General features: G+C 64.9%; 17 protein-coding genes and 1 pseudogene. 8 read left to right on the forward strand and 10 right to left on the reverse strand.

Features of this window, described 5'->3' with window-relative positions; translation table 11 throughout:
- From AC5RT4_RS00005 to AC5RT4_RS00020, 4 genes and pseudogenes are all read right to left on the reverse strand, one after another.
- Positions 1 to 847: pseudogene (locus AC5RT4_RS00005) on the reverse strand (HNH endonuclease signature motif containing protein); the annotation flags it as partial.
- 86 nt (positions 848 to 933) lie between these two features.
- Complete coding sequence (locus AC5RT4_RS00010; protein WP_494104456.1) at positions 934 to 1326, reverse strand: DUF1622 domain-containing protein; 393 nt, start codon at positions 1324 to 1326, stop codon at positions 934 to 936.
- A gap of 86 nt (positions 1327 to 1412) precedes the next feature.
- Positions 1413 to 2273 carry an SDR family oxidoreductase gene (locus tag AC5RT4_RS00015; RefSeq protein ID WP_494104457.1) on the reverse strand — a complete coding sequence of 287 codons (861 nt, stop codon included), beginning with the start codon at positions 2271 to 2273 and terminating at the stop codon, positions 1413 to 1415.
- Between the two features lie 3 nt (positions 2274 to 2276).
- Positions 2277 to 3191, reverse strand: a complete 915-nt coding sequence (locus tag AC5RT4_RS00020) for an MSMEG_6728 family protein (protein WP_494104458.1) — start codon at positions 3189 to 3191, stop codon at positions 2277 to 2279.
- A gap of 155 nt (positions 3192 to 3346) precedes the next feature.
- Here AC5RT4_RS00020 and AC5RT4_RS00025 point away from each other — a divergent pair, with 155 nt between their 5' ends.
- Positions 3347 to 3937, forward strand: a complete 591-nt coding sequence (locus tag AC5RT4_RS00025) for a hypothetical protein (RefSeq protein WP_494104459.1) — start codon at positions 3347 to 3349, stop codon at positions 3935 to 3937.
- 165 nt (positions 3938 to 4102) lie between these two features.
- Here the strand turns inward: AC5RT4_RS00025 and AC5RT4_RS00030 are convergent, their stop codons facing one another.
- Entirely contained in the window at positions 4103 to 4792 is a 690-nt protein-coding gene (locus AC5RT4_RS00030; RefSeq protein WP_494104460.1) for a transglycosylase family protein, read from the reverse strand.
- Positions 4793 to 4984: 192 nt separating this feature from the next.
- A complete protein-coding gene (gene uvrA, locus AC5RT4_RS00035) occupies positions 4985 to 7552 on the reverse strand; it encodes an excinuclease ABC subunit UvrA (protein ID WP_494104461.1) in 2568 nt (855 codons plus the stop codon).
- 48 nt (positions 7553 to 7600) lie between these two features.
- Between uvrA and AC5RT4_RS00040 the strand changes: the two genes are divergently transcribed.
- The 3 genes from AC5RT4_RS00040 (at position 7601) to AC5RT4_RS00050 (ending at position 10276) form a co-directional block, all read left to right on the forward strand.
- The gene (locus AC5RT4_RS00040; RefSeq protein ID WP_494041250.1) at positions 7601 to 8662 is read left to right on the forward strand and encodes an adenosine deaminase; all 1062 of its coding nucleotides are present in this window, start codon (positions 7601 to 7603) and stop codon (positions 8660 to 8662) included.
- Positions 8663 to 8924: 262 nt separating this feature from the next.
- A complete protein-coding gene (locus AC5RT4_RS00045; RefSeq protein WP_494104462.1) occupies positions 8925 to 9851 on the forward strand; it encodes a pullulanase X25 domain-containing protein in 927 nt (308 codons plus the stop codon).
- Between the two features lie 104 nt (positions 9852 to 9955).
- The gene (locus AC5RT4_RS00050) at positions 9956 to 10276 is read left to right on the forward strand and encodes an acylphosphatase (RefSeq protein ID WP_494104463.1); all 321 of its coding nucleotides are present in this window, start codon (positions 9956 to 9958) and stop codon (positions 10274 to 10276) included.
- Here AC5RT4_RS00050 and AC5RT4_RS00055 read toward each other — a convergent pair.
- The 3 genes from AC5RT4_RS00055 to AC5RT4_RS00065 form a co-directional block, all read right to left on the reverse strand.
- Positions 10263 to 13952, reverse strand: a complete 3690-nt coding sequence (locus AC5RT4_RS00055) for a TM0106 family RecB-like putative nuclease (protein WP_494104464.1) — start codon at positions 13950 to 13952, stop codon at positions 10263 to 10265. The two genes, AC5RT4_RS00050 and AC5RT4_RS00055, sit on opposite strands and share 14 nt — an antisense overlap.
- A 107-nt stretch (positions 13953 to 14059) precedes the next feature.
- Complete coding sequence (locus AC5RT4_RS00060; RefSeq protein WP_494104465.1) at positions 14060 to 15259, reverse strand: TerC family protein; 1200 nt, start codon at positions 15257 to 15259, stop codon at positions 14060 to 14062.
- A gap of 53 nt (positions 15260 to 15312) precedes the next feature.
- Complete coding sequence (locus AC5RT4_RS00065; RefSeq protein WP_494104466.1) at positions 15313 to 17016, reverse strand: RecQ family ATP-dependent DNA helicase; 1704 nt, start codon at positions 17014 to 17016, stop codon at positions 15313 to 15315.
- A 244-nt stretch (positions 17017 to 17260) separates the two neighbouring features.
- Here AC5RT4_RS00065 and AC5RT4_RS00070 point away from each other — a divergent pair, with 244 nt between their 5' ends.
- The gene (locus AC5RT4_RS00070; RefSeq protein ID WP_494104467.1) at positions 17261 to 19585 is read left to right on the forward strand and encodes an FdhF/YdeP family oxidoreductase; all 2325 of its coding nucleotides are present in this window, start codon (positions 17261 to 17263) and stop codon (positions 19583 to 19585) included.
- A 22-nt stretch (positions 19586 to 19607) separates the two neighbouring features.
- Here the strand turns inward: AC5RT4_RS00070 and AC5RT4_RS00075 are convergent, their stop codons facing one another.
- Positions 19608 to 19937 (reverse strand): DUF6457 domain-containing protein, encoded by a 330-nt coding sequence (locus AC5RT4_RS00075; protein ID WP_494041243.1) that lies wholly within the window; start codon positions 19935 to 19937, stop codon positions 19608 to 19610.
- A 313-nt stretch (positions 19938 to 20250) separates the two neighbouring features.
- On the opposite strand from AC5RT4_RS00075, the gene fdhA reads away from it, so the two are divergent.
- The 3 genes from fdhA (at position 20251) to AC5RT4_RS00090 (ending at position 22948) form a co-directional block, all read left to right on the forward strand.
- A complete protein-coding gene (gene fdhA / locus AC5RT4_RS00080; protein ID WP_494104468.1) occupies positions 20251 to 21468 on the forward strand; it encodes a formaldehyde dehydrogenase, glutathione-independent in 1218 nt (405 codons plus the stop codon).
- 110 nt (positions 21469 to 21578) lie between these two features.
- Positions 21579 to 21929 carry a GNAT family N-acetyltransferase gene (locus tag AC5RT4_RS00085; RefSeq protein ID WP_494104469.1) on the forward strand — a complete coding sequence of 117 codons (351 nt, stop codon included), beginning with the start codon at positions 21579 to 21581 and terminating at the stop codon, positions 21927 to 21929.
- Between the two features lie 110 nt (positions 21930 to 22039).
- Positions 22040 to 22948, forward strand: coding sequence for a serine hydrolase (locus AC5RT4_RS00090; protein WP_494041240.1), 909 nt, complete (start codon positions 22040 to 22042; stop codon positions 22946 to 22948).
- Positions 22949 to 22990 lie beyond the last annotated feature (42 nt).

Here is a 22990-nt window from a genome sequence, read left to right on the forward strand (position 1 = left end):
TGGTGAGGTGTTCGCGTGGGGCCGGGATGGTCTGGCCGGTGAGGGTGGTGGCGGGCAGGATGTCCGCGGCGAGGGCGAGCCGGCGGTGGGCTTCGCTCTTGCCGATCCGGAGCCGTTGGCGGAGGAACTCGGCGGTGGTGGCGCACCCGTCATCGGCCGGTGAGGTGACCATAGGGGCAGTAGGTGTGCCGGTTGCTGTTGGAGCTGCCGGCCAGGCGGTGTCTGTTTCGGTCAGGGTTTCCACGGCGTTGTCCCAGCCGGTGACCCAGCCTTTGCCTGTCCGGGCCCGGCCGGTCCGGGCGGTGTCGGCGGCGGTAATGGCCTGTGTTCGGGTGCGCTCCACGGTCCCTGCGGCGAGGACCTGCAGGTACTCCACGGTCCGGGAGAGGTCCTCCACGTGTCCGGCGAAATCAGCGGCTTCAACGTAGTCAGCCCCGGCCAGCAAACCCGGTGCGGCTGCAGCGGCCGCCGTCAGAAGCCGGCCACACTCCACCAAACCCAGCGGCGGGCCAAACCGCGCACCGGATGCCACGGCCGAGGCGGCGATTAGAGCCTGCTCGTGTTCGCCCTGCGCAGCTTCGCCCGGCGCAGCTTCATCCGCGTCAGATTCATCCGGTGCAGCTTCGTCCGCGTCAGATTCATCAGGTTTGGGTTCAAACGGCTCGGGTTCATTCAGTTCGGGTTTATGGGGCGCGGGACTGCCGGGAACGACGCGAAGGCGACCGGCCAGACCGACGCGAGTGCCGCCGTCGTACGCCTCACGGCCACCGGTGGAAAGGCTCCCCGCCCGCGTCAGCACGGCGGCAGAACCGCCGAACCCCGCTAGCTGTTCCCCAATGGCTTCCATAGGACAACTCTGCCAAACACCCCTGACAAAACAGCTCCCCAAAAGCAGCTATGTGGAAAACCTATGCTTCACGGCATCCAACAGGATCAACGCGCAGGAGCGTCCGCGGAATCAGGGGTACGTGGTTCCTTCTGCCACGGCCACCGACCCGTAATCTCCAGTTCCAGCGAGAAGCTCAGGAAGGTCCGGATCAGCACAATGATGGCCAGGACTCCCACGCTTTCGAACGTCGGTGTGACAGCAACGGTGCGGATGATGTCGGCCGCAACCAGGAGTTCTAGCCCCAACAGGATGGACCTGCCCAGCAGTTGCCGGTAAAGGCGGTAGGTGCTGAGGCGTTCAGCTCCCGCTGGGAGGCTGCGGGGCTGGTGTCCGCGGAGTGCCAAGGGAATGGAAACCAGCGCCCCGATGACCATCACGGCCACCCCGGCAAAGTCGACAAATTCTCCGACCGTCTCGATGATGTGCCGAAAGTCCACAGTTCCTGCCTCACTCGGGTCGGGGTCATAGTTGTGCTGGCGTTCTAGTGCCAGCCTAAGCGCTGGCAGGCGGGAGCAGGCCCACGCTACGGGTGCCGGACCCCAATCCCGGCAAGGATGTCCCGGTAGCCTTCCCGGAACGACGGAAAGTTGAACTCAAAACCAGTGCTGCGCAGGAGCCCATTGCGGCAGCGCTTGTTGCCGCCCCGCGCCGGTCCGGCGTCTCCAACTCGGGGCTCGGCCAAGCCCATCTCGGCGGCCAGGAAGCGGAGCACGCTGCCGAGGTCAGCGGGTTCGTCGTCCACGCCGACATAAACCGGCGCGGGGTCAGTAGGCATGGTGATGAGATGGACTATTGCCGCAGCGGCATCGTCCCGATGGATGCGGTTTGTATATCGGACGTCTTCCGGGACGAGGGCTGAACCGCTGCGAACCTGGTCGATCAGCCGGGTCCTGCCGGGTCCATAGATGCCGCCAAGCCGGAGTGCCGACGTCTTCGTTCGGGTCCCCGCAAAGCTGGCATGCAGGAGGTCCTCGGCCTCCAGAAGGACCCGGCCGGAGAACCCGCCGGGGACAGCGGCCGTCCCTTCGTCAACCCAGCCGCCGCCGGCGTCGCCATAAACAGCGGTGGAGGAAACAAAGAGCACCCTTTCGGGGGTGACCCCGTCGCGCTCCAATGCGTTCAGGACGTGGGCGAGTCCCTGCACATACGCGGCCCGGTAGGCCTCCTCCGTTGGTGCGTCTGCGGCTACAGCTATCACGACGGCGGTGGTGTCCTTCGGGACTGGCGGAAGGTTGGGCGCGCTGAGGTCCGCCGCCGCGCTTTCGATCTCGGCCGGCAGCTTGCCGGGGGAGCGGCGCCAGCCCACCACGCGGTGGCCCTGGGCAGCGAGCCGCAGCCCCGCCTCCGTTCCGAGATCACCACAGCCAGCAAGGAGGATAGTCATGGCCTACGGTGCCTCCACCGGGAAGAACACGCGAGGGTCCTGCAGCAGTGCGGGGTAGGCGAACGCGGACCGGTCGATGATCTCGGTGACCGTAAAGTTCCTGCCGAACCTGCCGTCCTTGAGTGTGATGGGCCTGCCCACAACCTGTCCCACCGCAAACTTCGTGCCGTGCTCGAACGGGACGGCCACGGGGGTCTTTCCCGGAAGCGTGGAGAAAGCCTCCTCCTGGGCCAGCCGCTTGCGCGTAGGTTTCTTCACCAGCTGCTTCGGCGGGGCCTTGCGTGGCTGCCTTGAGGGGCGGCGGGACCCGTCCTCGATATAGACCGGCGTGTAGTCATCATCCGGGTCAGCAGGCACGGCATCGGTGAAACCATGAACCGGCGGCAGCGCCACCGTGTCCAGGGCCTGGGGATCCACATCTTGGTGCGGTGAGCGAAGGATCCACAGGATGTCGCCATCAGGTTCATGCGGCAGTATCTCGTGCCTGGGCTCCGGCCAGACGTAAGCCATCTCCGGTACTGCGTCCGGGAATACGGAACTGTAGATTTTCGGCGCTTTATGCACCAGTTTCGAGCGGTGGCTAAGGTGGACGTCCCGGTCCCCCAGCCACGGCGGCATCGGAATCTTGGCTACGTAGTCCGGGTGGGCGGCCTGCGGCGCGAATTCAGCGATGTTCGCTCGGGTGTTGTCCGGGTGCCCGCGCTCGATCCACTCGTCCACCATCGCCAGCCCGTACATGGTCAGGGCAGGCACGTATCCCATCCACATCCGGATCGCCGGGTGGGTCTGCCAGCCGTAACCGGGAATCACCAGTGCTCGGAGCGTCTGCAGTGCCTCGACGCGCTGTTTGCCGAGCCGGGCAGTGTCCAAGGCGGCGGCGCTCTGCCGGAAATCGGGGTACGGAAGGAAGGTTTGCATCCCTTCAGTCTGACGGCCGCCGGCGGATGTGCCAATTGCAGTGCTCGGCACCACAGACGCGGCATCAAATTGTTCACATCGTGGACCTATGCATACGCAAGGTAGCCGGACCCACTAAGATCACCGCAACCACCCCCGCGTATGGAAGCCCTCTGATGACATCCACTCCTGAAAAGACCCCTGAAAACACCCGCTCCTTCGAGCCCCGCTACGGCCAAATGCTAAGTCCGGAAGCCAAGGGCATCCTGGTACTTGACGAATTTACCCTTGACCCGGAAGCGGCCCGCAAGGAGCAGCACGGCTTCCGCGCCGGCATGGCCGCCGTCGCCACTACTATGCGCCGCATCGCCGCGTTGCGCGTAGTGATCGCGGTGGTGGCGATCGCTAATCTGCCGTTGTTCCTGCTCTCCAGCGGATGGTGGATTTACGGCGTCTCACTCACCTTGGTGGTCGCCGTGCACGCCGCCGTCACCTTGCTCAACCGCCACGAGCCGCGGCTCAAGCAGCGCTCCGCTTTGGAGCTGCACCTCCACCGCGAACGCAGTGCCAACTACCGCAAGGTCCGTGACGCCGTGAAGTACATGATTGACACCCCGAGCCGGATGAACGAGCACCTCTACCTGGAGCTGCTCGCTGCCAAGCGTGTTGCCCTTAACCTGGCGCACGGAACGGTTGCCCTTTTGGACACGAGCGACGACTCCGCCTGGAAGGTGCGCATCGTCCGCGAATTGCCGGCAACCAGCTAGAGGCGCCCTCCCTAGCAACACCTTAAAACGTACGACGCCGGCCCGCCCCTTCTGGGGGCGCGCCGGCGTCGTTCTTTGGTCAACGGATTTTGTCTATCGCCGACCGATTGGGGCGCCCTTGCGGGCGTCAGGCACTACCGTGCCGTCGCTCAAACCGGAAAGGGTTTAAGCCGGGAGCTGGATGACCTGTCCTGCGAAGACGAGGTTCGGGTCAGCAATGGTGTCCAGGTTCGCGTCGGCAAGGTGCTGCCAGCCCCCTTGGATACCCAGCTTTTCGGCCACAATGCTCAGGGTGTCGCCTGCCTGCAGGGTGTAGGTTTCGCCGCTCAGGGCAACCGCGGTGACGTGCCTGGCGACGGGGGCCTCGGCAGCCGGTGTCGAGACGACCGGGGCGCTCTGGACGGGGGCGGCCTGAACCGGGGCGGCCTGAACCGGTGCGGCCTGAACCGGCGCTGCCTGGACGGGAACGCTCTGCACGGGAACGCTCTGTGGTGCAACACCGGTGGCGCCCCCGCTCAAGCCGAGCTGTGCAGCGCAGGACGGCCAGGCGCCCCAGCCCTGCGATGCCTGAACCTGCTCGGCGACGGCGATCTGCTGCTCGCGGCTCGCGTTCGCGGCTGAACCCGTGCCGCCGTAGGCTGCCCACGTGCTGGGACTGAACTGAAGGCCGCCGCTGTAGCCGTTGCCGGTGTTGATGGCCCAGTTGCCGCCGCTTTCGCATTGTGCGAGTGCGTCCCAGGTGGACGTGCTGGTCGCGGCGTTGGCTGCGGTGGCGGAAAGGGCCAGCCCGGCAGCCGAAATGGCGGCTACGGTGGCTCCGCGGCGCGCGACAGTACGGAAAGTGGTGTTTTTCATGATGGTGATGCTCCTGAAGGCCACCTGCGCTGGTTCCGTCCCCGGAGATCGTCGCGCCACTGCCCACCCCTGACGAATAGAGGTCAAGTTCGGCCGCTGCCAGCTGGGCAGTTCTGGTGGAGGCAGCACCGGGCATTACTGCGCCCGCGTTCGCGGGCATGGGTCTCAGGCTAGGACATCATCCGGCCGTTATCAAATCGAGACCTTGTCTGGGTGGTGGCTGACTGTTTGCTGGCCGAGCGCTTCAGCCAGGTAGGGGGCCGTGCGGCTTTTAGGGGAGGTTGCGACGGCGGCTGGTGTCCCGGTAGCCATAATCTGCCCGCCCTTGTCCCCGCCTGCAGGGCCCAGATCAATCACCCAGTCCGCTCCGGCGACCACTGCCATCTCGTGCTCCACAACCACCACAGAGTTTCCGGCGTCCACCAATCCGTGGAGCTGTGCCATCAGCAGTTGCACGTCGGCTGGGTGCAGGCCGGTCGTAGGCTCGTCCAGCAAGTACATGGTGTGTCCCCGCTGGGCCCGTTGAAGCTCCGTGGCCAACTTAATGCGCTGCGCCTCACCGCCGGAGAGCTCCGTGGCAGGCTGCCCCAGCCGAAGATAACCGAGTCCAACATCCTGCAGGCTTGTGAGGCTGCGGGCCGCGGCGGGTACGTGGGCGAGGAACCCCGCGGCAGTGTCCACCGTCATGGCCAGCACTTCGGCCACATTCTTGCCCCGGTACTCCACCTCGAGCGTTTCCGGGTTGTAGCGGGACCCGGCACATTCCGGGCAGGGGCCGTAACTGCCGGGCAGGAAGAGCAGTTCGACGGCAACGAAACCCTCGCCCTGGCACGTCTCGCAGCGGCCGCCGGCCACGTTGAAGGAAAACCTGCCCGCACCGTATCCCCGAAGTCCTGCTTGTTCCGTGGCGGCAAATTCCTTGCGAACAGCGTCAAAAAGACCCGTGTAGGTGGCGAGGTTGGAGCGCGGCGTCCGCCCGATGGGCTTTTGGTCCACGGTTACCAGGCGGTCGATGTGCTCGCCTCCGGTGACGGCTCCCAGGGCCAACGGGTCCGCCGCTTCATCCGGCTCCACGGGCGTCTTGAGCCCGTAGCCCACTACCTCCGCCAGCACACGGCCTACAAGGGTGGACTTGCCCGAGCCGGATACGCCGGTGACGGCAGTCAGGACACCCAGGGGAAAACGCGCGTCCAGTCCGCGCAGGTTGTGCCGGCTGACGTCCTTGAGCTCCAGCCATCCGGCGGGCTCCCGGGCCAGGCCCTTGCGTGCATCGGCGTGGGCATTGCCGGGGACCTTCGGCAGGGTTTCGCCGAACAGGAAAGGCCGGGTGACTGAGGCTTCAATGCCGGCAAGCCCATCGACGGGTCCGCTGTAGAGCACGTCGCCGCCGCCTTCGCCCGCACGCGGGCCGACGTCCACCAGCCAGTCGGCTCTGCGGACCACGTCCATGTTGTGCTCCACGACGAACACTGAGTTGCCCGAAGACTTCAGTTGCTCCAGCACGTCCAGGAGGGGCTCGGCGTCGGCCGGGTGGAGCCCTGCAGAGGGTTCGTCCAACACGTAGATGACGCCGAAGAGGCCGGAGCGCAGTTGGGTGGCGATGCGGAGCCGCTGCATCTCGCCCGGCGACAGCGTAGGCGTAGCCCGGCCCAGGGCGAGGTAGCCCAGCCCGAGGTCCAGCAGGACGGTGATGCGCTGGAGCAGGTCCCGGGTGATCGCCACGGCCACCTCGTTGGACTCTCCCGAAACGTGCGTGCGCGAGGCCGTCCCGGCGTCGTGCAGCTCGGAGGTGGGGCGCACGATTTCCGCAAGGTCCGCCATGGGGAGCCGGTTCAGTTCCGCGATGGTCCTGCCTGCGAAGGTAACGGCCAGGGCTTCCTGGGTCAGCCCTGCGCCTGCACAGCGCGGGCACGGCCCGGACTCCATGAACGCCAGCACCCGCTCACGCATGGCGGCACTTTGCGAATCAGCCAGCGTATGGAGGACGTAGCTCCTGGCGCTCCAGAATCGCCCCTTGTACGGCTTGGCAACGCGGTCCCGCTGTGGAGTCACCTCCACCACGGGCTGTTCCTCCGTGAAGAGGATCCAGTCGCGGTGCTTTTGGGGCAGCTTACGCCAGGGTGTGTCGACGTCGTAACCCAAGTGGGTGAGGATGTCCCGAAGGTTCTTTCCCTGCCAAGCCCCGGGCCACGCGGCGATGGCGCCGTCGCGGATGCTCAGGGAGGGATCCGGGACGAGCGAGGACTCGGTAACGGTGTGTGCGATGCCCAGGCCGTGGCATTCCATGCATGCCCCGGCAGCCGTGTTGGGGGAAAAGGCGTCCGAGTCCAGCTGGCTGCTGCCGGCTGGGTAGGTTCCCGCGCGGGAGAAGAGCATACGCAGGGAATTGGAGAGCGTGGTGACTGTTCCTACCGTTGACCGGCTGCTGGGCGCGCCGCGGCGCTGTTGAAGCGCGACGGCGGGTGGGAGGCCGCTGATCAGCTCCACCTTTGGATTGTGCCCCTGCTGGATAAGGCGGCGGGCGTACGGGGCCACGGACTCGAAGTAGCGGCGCTGCGCCTCGGCGTAGATCGTGCCGAAGGCCAGGGATGACTTGCCGGAGCCGGAAACCCCAGTAAAGGCCACGATCGCATCCCGCGGAATGTCAACGTCCACGTTGCGGAGGTTGTTTTCGCGCGCTCCGCGCACCCGGACAAAGCCGTCGGTTGCATGGGCAGGAGCTGGATACTGCAGGTCATCAGCGTGCTTGGCATTCTGCATTGGCTCGACTCTAGTGGTGAAACCGGCGGAGGGCATTATCCTGACCGGATGGATAACTTTGCTGGCGGTACTGCCGTGCCTGAAACCGAACCTTTTCCAGGGGAGCCCGAGGTCCCTACCAGGCTCCTCCCGGTGGCGGAGCTGCACCTCCATATTGAGGGGACCCTGCAGCCGGAGTTGATCTTTGCGCTGGCCGAACGCAACGGCATTGCATTGCCCTACAGCGGGATTGAAGAGCTCCGGGCCCGGTACGAGTTCACCGACCTGCAGTCCTTCCTTGATCTGTACTACGCCAACATGGCCGTTCTGCAGACTGAAGAGGACTTTGCGGCGATGACCCACGCTTATCTGGAAAGGGCCGCTGCAGCCGGGGTCCGGCATGCCGAGATCATGATGGACCCGCAGGCGCACCTCGCCCGCGGCATTTCCCTGGAAACCTGCGTCAACGGTGTCGCCTCGGTCCTGGTGACGTCCGAGGAGGACTTTGGGATCTCCACGATGCTGATCGCGGCGTTCCTGCGGGATCTTCCCGAGGAGTCCGCACTGGAAGTCCTCGACGGGCTGCTGGCCATGAACGCACCCATCGGAGCCATCGGGCTGGACTCGGCGGAGGTGGGCAACCCGCCGTCGAAGTTTGAGCGGCTTTACGCCAAGGCGCGCGAAGCGGGCCTGCGGCTGACCGCCCACGCAGGCGAGGAAGGGCCGGCGTCGTACATCGTTGAAGCCCTGGACATCCTCGGTGTGGAGCGCATCGACCACGGCATCCGCTGCATGGACGATCCGGACCTGGTGGAGCGCCTCGTGGACGCGCGGATCCCGCTGACGGTGTGCCCGTTGTCCAACGTCCGGCTGCGCGCCGTCGATACCTTGGCCGACCACCCGCTGCCCGCCATGCTCGCAGCCGGGCTCAATGTATCCGTCAATTCGGACGATCCCGCCTACTTCGGCGGCTACGTGGATGACAACTTCACCCAGCTGGAAGCAGCCTTCGAACTCTCCGATTTCGACAAGGCCAGGCTGGCGGCAAACTCCATCCATTCGTCCTTTGCTTCGGAGGAGCGGAAGGCGGAATTGCTGGACGAACTGAACAGCGGCGAAGTAACGCACTGACGCCTGCTGTGTCCCACGCAACGTCCGTCCCCGGTTACCGCTAAACTTGGTGCCGCAGGCGTGTCTGGGGAAGTGCAGTGCTGCACCCATGTCAGCGCTCCGGGTTGTGCAGCCAGCCCTACAACCCGATACTCCAGACCCACTTGTTGAAACGTAAGCTTCACAGTCGGTCACGACACGCAGAGTTAACCATTTCAAGTCGCGCGATGTTACGGGCAGTTGGCATGATGCCTAAGACCGATCGCTTTTATAAAGGGGAATCATGGCCAAGTCCACCGCAGAAAACACCTTCCTTCGACTCAAGACCGTGCTGGATGTCCTGACCGAAGGCGTGTGGTCCGGCGATGCACTGAACGCAGGCGAGGTCCTCGCGGAGGCCACGGCACGCGTGCCGTTCAACGAGCACGAGCGTGAGCTGCTCAGCGGCGGCATTCCCCGCGGCCACAAAACGCTGACCTCCGCCACGGCCAAGCTCGTTAAGGCCGGCTGGCTGGTTAAGGGCCGCACCGGCTGGACCATCACCGAAGAAGGCATGCGGGCAACGGTGGCGTTCCCGGACCCGGTGTCCTTCGCCACCGCGCTCGACGCCGGCACCCCCGTTCCTGCCGACACCCCGGTTCCCACGGCACCGGCCGGCTTCGTCCGTAAGACGACCGCGGTTCCCGCAGCCGCAGTACCGGCGCAGGCCGCGGCCAAGACGGAGACCAAGAAGCCGGCCGCGAAGAAGACTCCTGCAAAGAAGGCCGCTGCAGCCGTGGGCAAGGCAGCGAAGGCCATCGAGGACGCAGTCGAACCCGTGGTCAACGCCGTCAAGGGCAAGGCTCCGGCCAAGGCGTCGACGACCGAAACTGTTGTTGAACCGGTTGAGGACGCGGACGTTGAGACGCACCCGCAGCCGGAAGCGGTGGCCGTTGCAGGCGACTTCAACACCATCCTCGGCGCTCCTGAGAACTGGGCGCCCCAGTACGACGAGGCCCAGATGGAGTTCGACTTCCTGGACCAGCTGTGGAAAAAGAGCGCCGAACTTCCGGCGGGCCACTACACCTTCAAGATTGCCCTGAACCGGTCCTGGGACGAGAACTACGGCGCATTCGGTACCTTCGACGGCCCCAACCACGAGCTGTACCACGACGGCGGAACTGTCACCATCCGCTACAACCACAGCACCCGCGACATCACCATCAACTAGGCGCCCCGGACCCAACCGGGTTGCGCCAGGTTCCGTTTTGAAGCGTCAAAACGGCTCTTGGCGCTACCAGGTTGGGCAGGAAGCGCTGACTGAGGGGAGGCACCATGGCCAGGAACGAAGATTCGTCTTCCGACCCGTCTGCCACTGATGCTGAAGCGGTGCGTTTGACTGCCCGTGTATTCGGTGTGGTGCAGGGTGTCGGCTTCCGTTATTGGACCATAGGCAAGGCGGAGGAGCTGGGTCTCACCGGTGAGGTGAAAAACCTCGACGACGGCTCGGTCGCCCTCGTGGCTGAAGGGCCGCAGTGGAAAATCCACGAGCTGCGCGCATGGCTGAACTCCGACGCCACGCCAGGCCGGGTGGAACAGGTGGAGGACTCGATCTCCCCGGCTGAGGGCAACTTCAACGGCTTCAGGACCCGCTGACCCTGCTCCGCGGGGTGCCTCCGTGCCCGGTGGATCTGCCGGGTTTAGGGGATCCCTGGTCCCGTGGGCTGAGGCCGAGAAACGCTCCGAGCTCCTCCAGGGCCATGGGCCGACGCGGCATGTAGCTGGTGAGTTCGGGCGAGCGGATAATGACCGCCCGCCACTGCCCACGCGATACTGCCACGTTGATTCGGTTCCTGTTCAGCAGGAACTCGGCCCCGCGTGGGGCCTCGCCCACTGCCGAACATGCCATCGACACCAGGACTACCGGCGCTTCCTGGCCTTGGAACTTATCCACCGTCCCGACCCGGACGCCGGGCAGGCCCGCCTCCCCGAGGGCTTGCCGGATCACATGGACCTGCGCGTTGTACGCGGCAACCACCAAAACGTCTTCGAGCCCCAGGGGCCGGGACTCCGTTCCCGCACCGGAAGTCCACTTGAGCCCGAGGTGCCGCCGCACCTGACGGACCACCTCGGCAGCTTCTTCCGTCGACGCCGTGGTGTTGCCGCTATGGTTGACGAAAGCGGTTTCAACCCCTGGCGGGAGTCCTTCAAGCTCCCGTTCGGAAGCCGGAGGCGCCGCGTGGAGCTTGCCTTCGTAGCTCAGCCGGGAGACTGCCCGGCACAGCTCCGGGTGCATCCGCCAGCTGTCCGCGAGGAAATACCCAAGGTTGGCAGGCAGGGTGGCGTGTCCTGCAGCGAGCCAGCCCAGCGCTGATTCATCCACGGGTTCGGGGTGTGCGCCCTGCGTGACCTGCGGCAGTTGCTGGGGATCGCCCAGCAGGAGGAGGCGCTTCGCCGCCCGGGAGACGGCCAGCGTGTTCGCGAGCGAGAACTGTCCGGCTTCGTCAATGACCAGCAGGTCCAGCGAACCGCGGGGGACGTCCTTGCCGGTCATGGTCCAGGCCGTGCCGCCTACCAGGCAGCCGCCCGCTGAAGCCAACAACGCGGCGACGTCGCCATCGGCGGTCTGCCTCCACGGGACGTCGTGCGGCGCCGCCAATTTCTTGGCTACTACAGCGGGATCTACGCCGCCGGTCTTGATGGCACAGCAGAGCAGGTTTTCGACGACGTTGTGCGACTGGCCCACGACGCCGATCTTCCAGCCTTCGGCGACAAGCCTGGCGATCACGTGGGCACCAACGAACGTCTTTCCCGTGCCCGGGGGTCCCTGGACAGCGAGGTAGGAACGGTCAAGGTCGCGGACGGAAGGGGTGATTGCAGCGGCGTAGGCAGGGGAACCGTCCGGCCCGTGCGGGACGTCCACCGGATGCCGGAGGGAGCGGAACCGCGGGGGTTGCTTGCGCAGGATGTCCAGGCCCGGCTGGGCCGGCAGGTCCGGCACGGAGGCGCCAACTGTGGCGGCAATTTCCGCGATGGCAGCTTCGATGCTGGCCGTAGCAAGGGGCTGGTCCTCGGTGAGGGCAACGGGCAGGTGCGGGTAGGCGGCAACCTTGCCGGACTCACGCTCGGCGACGGTCATGATGGTATGTTCCGGGTTGTCGGGTGCCGCTGACAATTCACTGATCCTGGTCCCGAACGTGAAAGCCCTGGCTCCAGGAGCGGCGTCAGGCGCGGCCATGCCGTCAGGAGGCGGGGCATCGTAGAGGCGGCACCAGCTGGAATCCGGCCGGAAGTCCGATCCCTCCGTCATGGTGCCGCGGAGGCGCAGTGTCCGTGTGCGCATCCGTTCCCGCGGCTTGGCGAGGGCCCAGTCTGATGTCACCTCTGCCGATTCCACCACAAAGACGTTCCGCTGGTCGGACCAGTTCTCGATGGGTGCTTCCACGCGGTCGAAGTGCTCCCACCAGAACTGCTTGCGTTCGCGGCGGTGATATCCGGTAGCGGCGGCCACCATCGCGATGGCGCGTTCATCATCCGTCCAGGGGCGGTTGTCCGGCAGGCCGGCGAGGTACTCGCGCAGCCTGGATTCCTCGGGGCTTTCCTCTTGTGCCGGGCGTTCCCGGGACGCCGCAGCGGGGCGGGCAGGCTTTGCTTCGGAAGTGACGTCTTTTGCAGCTTCCGTAACTCCCTGCCCGGCAATGTCCAGGAGCCAGTCGCGCAACCGGAGGGTGGAGAGGCAGTCATAGAGGTTGTAGTCAGAGATTGATGCCAGGATCTTCTCCGCCTCCACAGTGTTCCCGGCGTCCCGGGCCGCACAGTACGCGGCGTAGGCGACGACGGAGGCGCCGGCGTCCTTGACATCCCCGGAGCGCAGGTTGTCAGCCATGTACAGCGGTTCAAGCTTCTTGATGGAGTACGACGCTTCGGAGATGCGCAGCGACTGCCGCACCGTGGCGTAGAGGTCCACGAGCAGGCCCTCCCTGAGCCAGGTGTCCACCGTGTCCTCGCCGGCCTGATGCGCAAGGGAGAGGTTCCGCAGGGCAGTCTTCTCGTACGCGGCGTAGTGGTAGACGTGCATGTCCGGATACCGGGCCCGGCGTTCCTCTACATAATCCAGGAACTCGAGGAAGGCACGGCGTTCCCCGGACCGGGAATGGGCCCAGAACGGGCGGAAGAAGGGATCGCCGGCGTGGCCGGCACCCGGTGCCTCGACCACACCGAACAGATACTCGATGCCCCAGGCTTCGGTGGCAGGGTCCTGCCACAGGGGGTCGCCCTCGAAGTCGAAGAAGATGTCTCCCGGGCTGGGCAGGGGGAGCGCCCCTATGGTGTTCTCCGGCAGTACCGTGAACGAGACGATGTGCGGCTGGCCGTCTTTTGTGAAGGTACGTGATCCGGCCGGGGTATCGAGGCCCAACTGCATCCGGGCCTGCGCCCGCATCCGGATCACTGAATTTTTGGCGTCCCCGGCTGGCATGGCAGCAAGCTCATCAATGGTGGTGATGCCGCCAGCACGCAGCTTCCTGCGCTGCACCACGGACATCCCTGCCACCATCAGCAGGTCCCGGTGGGCCTGTACTTGTTCTGCGCAGTAGTCGCACCGGCCGCAGTGGACGATTTCCGGCTGCTGCCACCGCGCGGTGGCATCAGCGGACCGGTGCTGCGCTGTCAGCTCCCGGAAGCGCCGGCGCCGTTCCCGAAAAACAGGCAGCAGGTCCGGGAGGGAGTGGCTGCTGCGGAGCCAGTCGTCACCCACGCGGGTACCCAGTACCAGGGTCACGGTGGGGGAGGGGTCAAGACCCATGCCGAGAAGCTGGTCCCCGTACGCCGCCAGCTGCAGCAAAGCACCCACCTTGGCGTGCCGGGCGAGCTTGGTGTCCCAGACTTCGTAACGCCCGGAGCTGCCCGTGCCGGCGGTCTCGTTGACGAGGAAGTCCGCGTAGCCGAGGAATTCGCCGTCGAAAAATGTGGCCTGGAAAACAACGTCGGCGCCGGAGCGGAGGGCGAGCTCCGTTTCCGCGTGCCTGGCCTGCAGTTCCCCGCGCAGGTTCTGGCCGCGTTCCAAGGAATAGACGCCCGCACCCCGGCTGGCATCCCACTCACCGTACTTGGCGACCAGGCTGGCGAGGACCGTTTGTTCGTGCTTGTCACCCAGCTCGCCGGCCCGGACCTGCATCTCGTCAGCCTCAAAGACAGCTTTAGGGGAGCGCCCCAGCTTCTCGTCCAGGATTCGGAGCGTCCGGTACTCGCACTCGCTGGCGGCCACGAGATCGCTGGCGGAAAACACCAGGTCCGGTGGCGCGCCGGCCGCTGCAGCTTCGAGCAAAAACACGGGGCCTCCCCATCGACAGCCGGGCCGGAAGACGGTTCCCCTGGCCCTGGATCCAACCTAGCAAGAGGCACTGACAATACGGCGCCCGGCAACCCGCCCGGCAAAGGTCAGCTGTCTGCGGCCGCCCGCACCTGGGCCTTGTCGTGCTCCGCATGGGCGCGGCGCAGCAGGTCCAGGAACTCTGTCTCGTTGCGGACGAGCTTCTTGTACTTCTCGGGCAGCTTGCGGATCTCGGCCTCTTCGCGGCACATACGGGCGAAGATCTTGTCGCGCTCCACCATGTCCGTCTCGTAGGTGAGATCCAAGTATTCGTTGGCGTGCCGCCGCGCCCCGGACACGGCGTTCTTGGCCTTGCCCTTGGGGCTGAAGATGGAGGCAAGAACGGTCACCACGAGGACGCCGAGGATCACGCTCAGGGAAACCTGGGTGCTGACTTCCACCACGTTGACGTGTTCGCCGTCGTTGATGAACGGCAGAGTGTTCTCGTGGAGTGCGTGCAGGATGAGCTTCACCCCGATGAAGCCGAGGATTGCTGCCAGGCCGTAGGAGAGGAAGATCAGCCGGTCCAGCAGCCCGTCGATCAGAAAAAACAGTTGCCGCAAACCCATTAGGGAGAACGCGGTGGCAGTGAAAACGATGAACACGTTCTGGGTCAGGCCAAAGATTGCGGGAATGGAATCGAGCGCAAAGAGGATGTCCGTGCCGCCGATGGCCACCATTACCAGCAGCATCGGGGTGAGGACGCGCTTGCCGTTTTCCATGGTGAAGAGCTTGTCGCCGTCGTAGTGTTCCGACGCCGGAAGGAACTTCTTGGCGAGCCGGACCACGAGGCCTTCAGACTCGTCGTCGTGGGAGTTCGGGCGGAGCAGATTGCCGGCAGTGACGAGCAGAATGAGGCCGAAAATGTAGAACACCCAGGCAAAACTGTTGATCAGCGCGGCGCCAAGGAAGATGAACGCGGTGCGGGCGATGAGCGAGAAAACAATGCCGAACAGCAGCACCTTCTGCTGGTCCGCGCGGGGCACCCTGAAGCTGGCCATGATGATGAGGAACACAAAGAGGTTGTCCACGGACAGCGCCTTTTCCGTGACGTACCCCGCAAAGTATTCCGTGCCCATCGTGGGCCCGCCGAAGAACAGCACCCCCAGACCGAAGAGCAGCGCAATGCCCACATAGATGGCGGACCAAATGGCGGATTCCTTGAGCGAGGGCGTGTGGGCCTTTCGCACATGGAAAAAGAAATCGAAGGCCAGCAGGCCAACAATTCCTGCGATGGTCAGGGTCCAGACATAGGAGGGTACTTCCACGCGGCGGGCCTTTCGTCGTCAGTGTCCTTCCAGCCTACCCGCGCGGGCGGCGGCTAAGCAGGCTTGAGGAGTTCATGCTCCACGACGGCGCTGCGGGACAGCGTCTTGTACCCTTCCTGTTCGAACAGGACGGTAATCACGTCGTCCTCGTGCCGCATCACCAGCCCCGGACCCCACTCCTTGTGGACCACAGCGGACTGGAGCGGGAAGGGTTCCCCGGCGCCTGACGCGGCCTGTTCCGCGGCCTCTGGAGCGCCGCCGTCGTGGGTTTGTGCTCCCGCGTCAGGCGCATCTGCGCGGTTGGCAGCCTCGGCGCAGGCGTCGCAGTTGCCGCACGGCTCCTGCAGGTCTTCGCCGAAGTAGCCGAGCAGGAACTGCCGCCGGCAGCTGTCCGTCTCCGCGAACGCGCGCATCATGGTGAGCCGGGACTGGTCCACCCGTTGCCTGGCTTCGGCCATGTCGACGGCGCGCTCCACCAAGGTTGGCAGCTTGGCTTTGGAGGTGAGCCGGATGCCCCGCTTGCCGGTGGTGACGCCGCCCGTCTCCTCGAGCTGGTTCACAAGGCCCGTGACCCGCCGGGCGGGGAAGCCGCTGAGCTCCGCCAGGGAGGTCTTGGGCACCGGTGCGCCCGCGGATTTGAGGACCTTCAGCACCTCCAGTAGAGAGTCAGGATCGGGGGAGTGGGTGCCGAAGAACTTGCGCAGTCCCAAATCCTCGGCACGGTAGTGCAGCACAGCCGACGCGGGTTCGCCGTCACGGCCTGCCCTGCCGATTTCCTGGTAGTAGGAGTCCAGGGATTCCGGGATGTCCGCGTGCACCACGAACCGCACATTGGGTTTATCGATACCCATGCCGAAAGCGGTGGTGGCAACCACCACGTCCAGCTGGTCGTCCAGGAACAACTCGTGGATGCGCTCGCGGTCTGCCGCGGAACGGCCAGCGTGGTACGCCTCCGCCCGGAGCCCCTCGTCCTCGAACTTGGCCGCGTACTTTTCCGTGTCCTTACGGGTGGCGGCGTAGAGCAGCCCTTGACCCTGTTCCCGGGCCAGCGCCGCAACCTGCTCCAGCACAGCCTTGCGCTTGCCCTTGTCCTCCTGGTGGCGGATCACGTCGAGGGAAATGTTGGGCCGGTCGAAGCCGTGGACCAGGACCAGCGGGTCCTTCATGCCCAGCCGCTCACAGATTTCATCGCGCACGGGCGGTGACGCGGTGGCCGTCAGCGCTGCTACCGGCGGGTTGCCCAAGCGTTCCCGGACACTGCCGAGGTTGAGGTAGTCGGGCCGGAAGTCGTGGCCCCAGGAGGAGACGCAGTGTGCCTCGTCCACTACAAACATGGAGATGTCCAGCTTGGCGATGCGGTCCACGGTTTCCTGCTTGGCCAGCTGCTCCGGTGCCAGGAAGAGGAAGGTTGCCTCGCCGGATTCTGCCGCCTGCCAGGCAGCATCAACCTCGGAGTCGGTGCGGGAGGAGTTGACGGCGAAGGCGGCCCCTTCGCCCAGTTCCGCGGCCAGGCCGTCCAGCTGGTCCTCCTGCAGGGCAATAAGCGGGGAAACCACGACGGCGGGGCGTCCCGTTGTGCTGTGCAGGTACCGGCCAGCGACCTGATAGATGGCTGATTTGCCGTACCCGGTGGGCATCACGGCCAGGACATCACGACCGTCCGCGAGGGCACGGATGCCATCGAGCTGGCCATCGTGCAGGTGGGGCAGGGAAAAGGAGGACGCCGCAAGGGCGCTGAGGGCAAGATCGTCGGACATTAGGGAGCGGCTCCGCACAGTGGTTCCTGCGGCCGCTTGCTTCAGCCGAGGTACCCAGCCTAGCGCGGGCCGGGCAGCGCCGTCGTCCCCGTCACCGCTATGTGGACAGACCACCACCCCTCCTTGTCGTCCGCTCCCCGTCGCCCTCCTTGACTTCCGGGCCACCCTGAACAACTGTGGAGGAAACCGGTCTGCCGGCAGAAGCTGTGGCATTTGGGGCCGGGACAGCCAAGGAGAGTGCACCGTGACGCGCAAAAACCCGAAGGTCGAAGAAGCCGACGAGTCCGAGCTTGAGGTGACCGGACACCCTAAGTCGTGGGCGGCGGGAGTGCCCGGCGTTTACCACTCCATGCAGCCGGCAATTAAGCACATGGGCCTGGAAAGGTCCGCGAAGACGCTGCTGGCGCTGAACCAGAAGGAAGGGTTCGACTGCATGAGCTGCGCCTGGCCGGACCCCGGCCACCGCAAGACGTTCGAATTCTGCGAAAACGGTGCCAAGGCAGTGACGTGGGAGGCCACCCCCGTTGTTGTCGCGCGGGAGTTCTGGGCGGAGCACCCTGTCAGCGAACTGCGGAAGCGGTCCGAGTACTGGCTGGGCATGCAGGGCCGGCTCACCGAACCCGTGTACAAAGCGGCCGGTGAGGACCACTACCGGCCCGTCAGCTGGGACCGGGCTTTCGAAATTATGGCAGACAAGCTGACGTCACTGTCCAGCCCGCATGAGGCAACTTTTTACACCAGTGGCCGCACATCCAACGAGGCCGCTTTCCTGTTCCAGCTGTTTATCCGCGGGTATGGCACCAACAACCTGCCGGACTGCTCCAACATGTGCCACGAGTCCTCCGGCTGGGGCATGGGCCAGACCATCGGCGTGGGCAAGGCCACGGTATCTTACGACGACTTCGCCAAAGCCGACCTGATCATCATCATGGGGCAGAACCCCGGAACGAACCATCCTCGGATGCTCACCGCCCTGGAAGAAGCCAAGGAAGCGGGTGCAAACATCGTGGCGGTCAATCCGCTGCCGGAAGCCGGCCTGATGCGCTACAAGAACCCGCAGAAGGTCAAGGGAATCATAGGCCGCGGCACGGATTTGGCCGACCAGTTCCTGCAGGTCCGCATCGGCGGCGATATGGCGTTGCTGCAGGCGGTGTCCAAGCGCGTGCTTGATGCCGAGGCTGCGAATCCGGGTACCGTGCTGGACCATCAGTTCCTTGAGGAACACTGCCAGGGGCTTGAGGAGCTCCGGGCGCACCTTGCTGAACTGGACGAGTCAGCCGTCCTTGAGGCTACGGGGCTGCGTGCCGAGGAGATCGACGAACTGGCTGACCGGTACCTCCGCGCGGAGAAGGTGATCATCACCTGGGCCATGGGAATTACCCAGCAGAAAAAGGGCGTCGCCACCATCAAGGAGATCATCAACCTGTTGCTGCTGCGCGGAAACATCGGCAAGCCCGGCGCCGGGGCCTCACCCATCCGCGGACACAGCAACGTCCAGGGGGACCGCACCATGGGCATCTGGGAGCAGATGCCGCCGGCGTTCCTGGACGCCCTGGGTAAGGAATTCAACTTTGAACCACCGCGGGACCATGGCGCGGATGCGGTGGAAACCATCCGGCAGATGCGCGACGGCGGCATGAAAGTGTTCATAGCCATGGGCGGCAATTTCGTGGGCGCCATGTCAGACACCCATGAGGCTGAAAGGGCGATGGAAAACACGGATCTTTCGGTCCAGATCTCCACCAAGCTCAATCATTCCCACGCCGTGACGGGGACCGAGGCCTTGATTCTGCCGACGCTGGGACGCACGGAGATCGACCGGCAGGAGTCCGGGCCCCAGTTCGTCTCAGTGGAGGACACTGTCTGTGCGGTGCACGCCTCCCACGGCACTGTTGAGCCAGTAGCGCAGCTGCTTTCCGAGGTTGCGATCGTCTGCCGGCTTGCTCAGCGGGTGCTCGGCAACAAGCTCTCCGCTGACTGGGGCGGTTTCGAAAAGAACTACGACCTGATCCGGGACCATATCTCCCACGTGGTGGTTGGCTGCGAGGACTACAACCGGAAAATCCGGCAGGACGGCGGGTTCATCCTGCCCAATGGACCCCGGGACTCGCGCACCTTCCACACGCCCACCGGCAAGGCCATGCTTACCGTGAACGAACTCGAGCATGTGGAACGGCCTGCAGGCACTCTGATCCTGCAGAGCATGCGCTCGCACGACCAGTTCAACACCACCATCTACGGCCACAACGACCGGTACCGGGGCATCAAAAAGGGCCGCGAAGTGGTGTTCGTGAACCCGGCGGACCTGGCCGAACTGGGGCTCGAGGACGGGCAGCATGTGGATGTCCGCGGCGTGTATCCGGACAACGTTGAGCGGGTACTGCGGAACTATCGTCTGGTGTCCTACCCGTCAGCGCGGGGATGCGCTGCGGCCTATTATCCGGAAGCCAACGTCCTGGTGCCGCTGGAGAGTGTGGCAGAAGGCAGCCAGACGCCCGTGTCCAAGGCTGTGGTCGTGCGGCTTGAGCCCGTGCAGGTACTTGAAGAGGAGCCCACCGCAGCGGGATAGCGCACCCGGCCGGGCCCGGCGGTTATTGGGCGGTGTCCGCCCATCCCTTACTGGCCGGGCCGCCGTCCTGGCCGTCTTCACAAAGCTGGAAAGCAACGCGGGCCGCCTTCTCCACAGAGGCGCGCGAGGCTTCCCGCGTGCCCGCGCTGCCAGTGCCCGCATCCAGTCCAGCCGCATAGCCCACCAAGAAGGTGGTGACCGGCGCCGCCGGGTGGATGACAGATTCCGCGGACTTCCGGGCCAGGTCCAGAAGCAGTTCATTGTCCACGTCCATGTCCAGGATTTGCAGAGCCTGGGCAAGCCGGTTGCTCCACTGGTCCAATACTTGTGCTTCTTCGTCACTGACTGCCATGGTTTGCTCCCCGTTATGAGTTGGTTTGACTGTTTGCTGCGTTCCCGTGGCCGACACTACAAGGCTTCGCGGCTGAAGTCATCGGGTTCCCAAAACCCCTAATCGAAAAAAGGGTAGAGGCCCCTCGCTTATGACTCTGGATCAGCTTCCCTGACCGCACCTAGACTGGGCAGACCCCAGCCCAGGAGCGTTCGCACCTGATCCCCGGCAACAAGGAAGCGCCATTAGATCGGCGCCGTGCACTGCCTGCAGGGGTACATCACGACTCAATCATGGCTGCCCCACCCGGCAAGCCTGACAACAGGAGATACAGATGACAGGGAACAAAGCCGTTGCCTACAAAGCGCCTGGGAAAGTCGAACTGATCGACATTGACTATCCCACCTTCGAGCTCAAGGACGGGCCCGGCGTTAACCCCGCGAACGTGGGCCGCCCCGTTAACCACGGGGTAATCCTCAAGACCGTGGCCACCAACATCTGCGGATCGGACCAGCACATGGTGCGCGGACGCACCACAGCCCCGCCAAACCTGGTGCTGGGCCACGAGATCACCGGCGAAGTGGTGGAGGTGGGCCGCGATGTCGAGTTTATCAAGGTCGGAGACCTCTGTTCGGTCCCGTTCAACATCGCCTGCGGGCGCTGCCGGAACTGCAAGGAACGCAAGACCGGCATCTGCCTGAACGTGAACCCGGACCGGCCAGGAAGCGCCTACGGCTACGTGGACATGGGTGGTTGGGTAGGCGGACAGGCGAACTACGTGCTGGTGCCGTACGCCGACTGGAACCTGCTGAAGTTCCCGGACAAGGACCGGGCCATGGAGAAGATCCTGGACCTGGCCATGCTGTCGGACATCTTCCCCACGGGTTACCACGGCGCCGTCACCGCCGGAGTCGGCGTGGGGTCCACTGTCTATGTTGCCGGCGCCGGACCCGTGGGCCTGGCAGCGGCGACGAGCGCGCACCTGCTGGGCGCCGCCGTCGTAATTGTGGGCGACCTTAACGAGGACCGGCTGGCGCAGGCACGCAGCTTCGGCTGTGAAACTGTGGACCTGACCAAGGGGGGACCTGCGGAGCAAATTGAACAGATCCTCGGCGTACCGGAAGTGGACTGTGGCGTGGACGCCGTGGGTTTTGAAGCGCGCGGGCACGGCCACGGGAAGGAAGCGGAGGAAGCACCTGCTACGGTGTTGAACTCCCTGATGGACATCACCGCTGCCGGCGGTGCCCTCGGCATCCCGGGACTGTACGTCACGGGCGACCCGGGCGGGATTGACGAAGCCGCCAAGAAGGGTGCGCTAAGCCTGAGCCTGGGAACCGGTTGGGCCAAGTCGCTGAGCTTCACCACAGGCCAGTGCCCGGTGATGAAGTACAACCGCCAGTTGATGATGGCCATCCTGCATGACCGGGTCAGCATCGCCAAGAACGTCAACGCCAAGGCCATCACGCTGGAAGACGCACCAAAGGGCTACGCAGAGTTCGACGCCGGCGCGGCCACCAAGTACGTCCTCAACCCGAACGGGTACCTGAGCTGAGGCGGATCGGCGGACGGTGGTCATGGTGACCCCGGTGCGGAAATAACGGCTGCCTGGCCCGGGTTAGGCTTTGCACGGGCAGCAACACCACCGCATTGAAGGAGATCCCCTTGAGCCAGATCACCGTCCGCCACAACCCTGACCGTCAGCGCTTTGAAATCCTCGACACCGGGACCGTGATCGGCAAGGCAGCCTACAAGGATTACGACGGCGCCGGCTCGCCCCAGCGGATTTTCTACCACACTGTGATCAAGGAGGAGTACGGCGGGCAAGGTTTGGCGGGCCAGCTCGCCACCGTTGCCCTGGACGAGACGGTAAGTGCCGGATTCGGAATTGTTCCGGTGTGCCCCTACATCAAGAAGTTCCTGACAAAGCACCCGCAATACGCGGCGAATACGGTCCGCACCGTCCCCGCCCACCTGGAATTCCTGGAGACCGCGTTGGCTGCCCGCACCCGCTAACCAAGCTCTCAGGCGGCTCCCAACCTACTGTGCTTTAATCAGCATCCTTAGCATCGGTGTGCGCTGGGCGCCCGATGCCTTTTTTCGTTGCTCGAGTTTGCAGGAGTTCTATGTCGGCCGACCCAGTGCTGCGTGCGGCAGGACGCCACTTCCGTACCCCCCGGAAGGGACTCCGGGCTTTGCCGCTGGCGCTGTTGTTCTCTTTTGCCGCCCTGTTGATCACCGCAGCCGTGGTGTTTGCGGCCGTTAGGTCCGGTTCCGGCCCGGCTGGCCCCGTCCCCGCAGCTGTCCCCGAAGCCCCTGTTGCCGTGGCTCCAGCTTCCCTGGAGGACCGCATCCAGTCCGTCCTGGATGAGAATGACGAGTACAGGGTTGGGATTGCCCTGGCGGACGTGTCCGGCGATGCCGCAAGGACTTTCGGTAACCAGGACGCCTTCACGGCCGCCAGCACCGCGAAGATCATTATTGCGGCGGCGTACTACCACCTCGTCGAGACCGGTGAGGCGGCCCTGGACGAGCCGCTGGGGGACTACGACGCTTCGTTCCAGCTCAAGTCCATGGTGAACAAGAGCAACAACGATTCGTGGCTGCTGTTGATGGATGCGGTGGGCTACCCGCAGTTAACGGAGTACGCCGCCTCCATCGGCGTCGCCTACGATCCGCAGGAAAATCTGCTGACGGCCGCCGAAATGGCATTGGTCCTAAAGCAGTTGTATGCCGGGGACCTGCTGAACCCGGACCACACTGCCCAGTTGCTCGGCTACATGCAGGACACCAACAACGAGGAACTAATTCCCGCCGGGTCGCAGGCCGGGGTGAAGGTGTTCCATAAGTACGGCGAGTTCGCCGGGGAACTCCACGACGCAGCAGTGCTGAGCTATCGGGGCTCCTCGTTTGTGCTGGTCATCTACACGGAGAACCCCGAGGGGACGGAAGAGCCGGGGCAGGCGGACGTGATCCGCGAGCTCACCGGAGTTGTGGAACAATCACTGTTCCCGCCCGTTCAGGTTGGTGAGTAAAGCCCCCTCGGTTCACCAAAGTCGTGCCGGCGCGGCGGCGTG

It is taken from the genome of Arthrobacter sp. sptzw42, assembly GCF_059089685.1.

Coding starts and splice junctions, on each gene's coding strand:
- AC5RT4_RS00015 (WP_494104457.1), bottom strand. CDS start 2,273: ATGACTATCCTCCTTGCTGGCTGTGGTGATCTCGGAACGGAGGCGGGG.
- AC5RT4_RS00020 (WP_494104458.1), bottom strand. CDS start 3,191: ATGCAAACCTTCCTTCCGTACCCCGATTTCCGGCAGAGCGCCGCCGCC.
- AC5RT4_RS00025 (WP_494104459.1), top strand. CDS start 3,347: ATGACATCCACTCCTGAAAAGACCCCTGAAAACACCCGCTCCTTCGAG.
- AC5RT4_RS00030 (WP_494104460.1), bottom strand. CDS start 4,792: ATGAAAAACACCACTTTCCGTACTGTCGCGCGCCGCGGAGCCACCGTA.
- uvrA (WP_494104461.1), bottom strand. CDS start 7,552: ATGCAGAATGCCAAGCACGCTGATGACCTGCAGTATCCAGCTCCTGCC.
- AC5RT4_RS00040 (WP_494041250.1), top strand. CDS start 7,601: ATGGATAACTTTGCTGGCGGTACTGCCGTGCCTGAAACCGAACCTTTT.
- AC5RT4_RS00045 (WP_494104462.1), top strand. CDS start 8,925: ATGGCCAAGTCCACCGCAGAAAACACCTTCCTTCGACTCAAGACCGTG.
- AC5RT4_RS00050 (WP_494104463.1), top strand. CDS start 9,956: ATGGCCAGGAACGAAGATTCGTCTTCCGACCCGTCTGCCACTGATGCT.
- AC5RT4_RS00065 (WP_494104466.1), bottom strand. CDS start 17,016: ATGTCCGACGATCTTGCCCTCAGCGCCCTTGCGGCGTCCTCCTTTTCC.
- AC5RT4_RS00075 (WP_494041243.1), bottom strand. CDS start 19,937: ATGGCAGTCAGTGACGAAGAAGCACAAGTATTGGACCAGTGGAGCAAC.
- fdhA (WP_494104468.1), top strand. CDS start 20,251: ATGACAGGGAACAAAGCCGTTGCCTACAAAGCGCCTGGGAAAGTCGAA.
- AC5RT4_RS00090 (WP_494041240.1), top strand. CDS start 22,040: ATGTCGGCCGACCCAGTGCTGCGTGCGGCAGGACGCCACTTCCGTACC.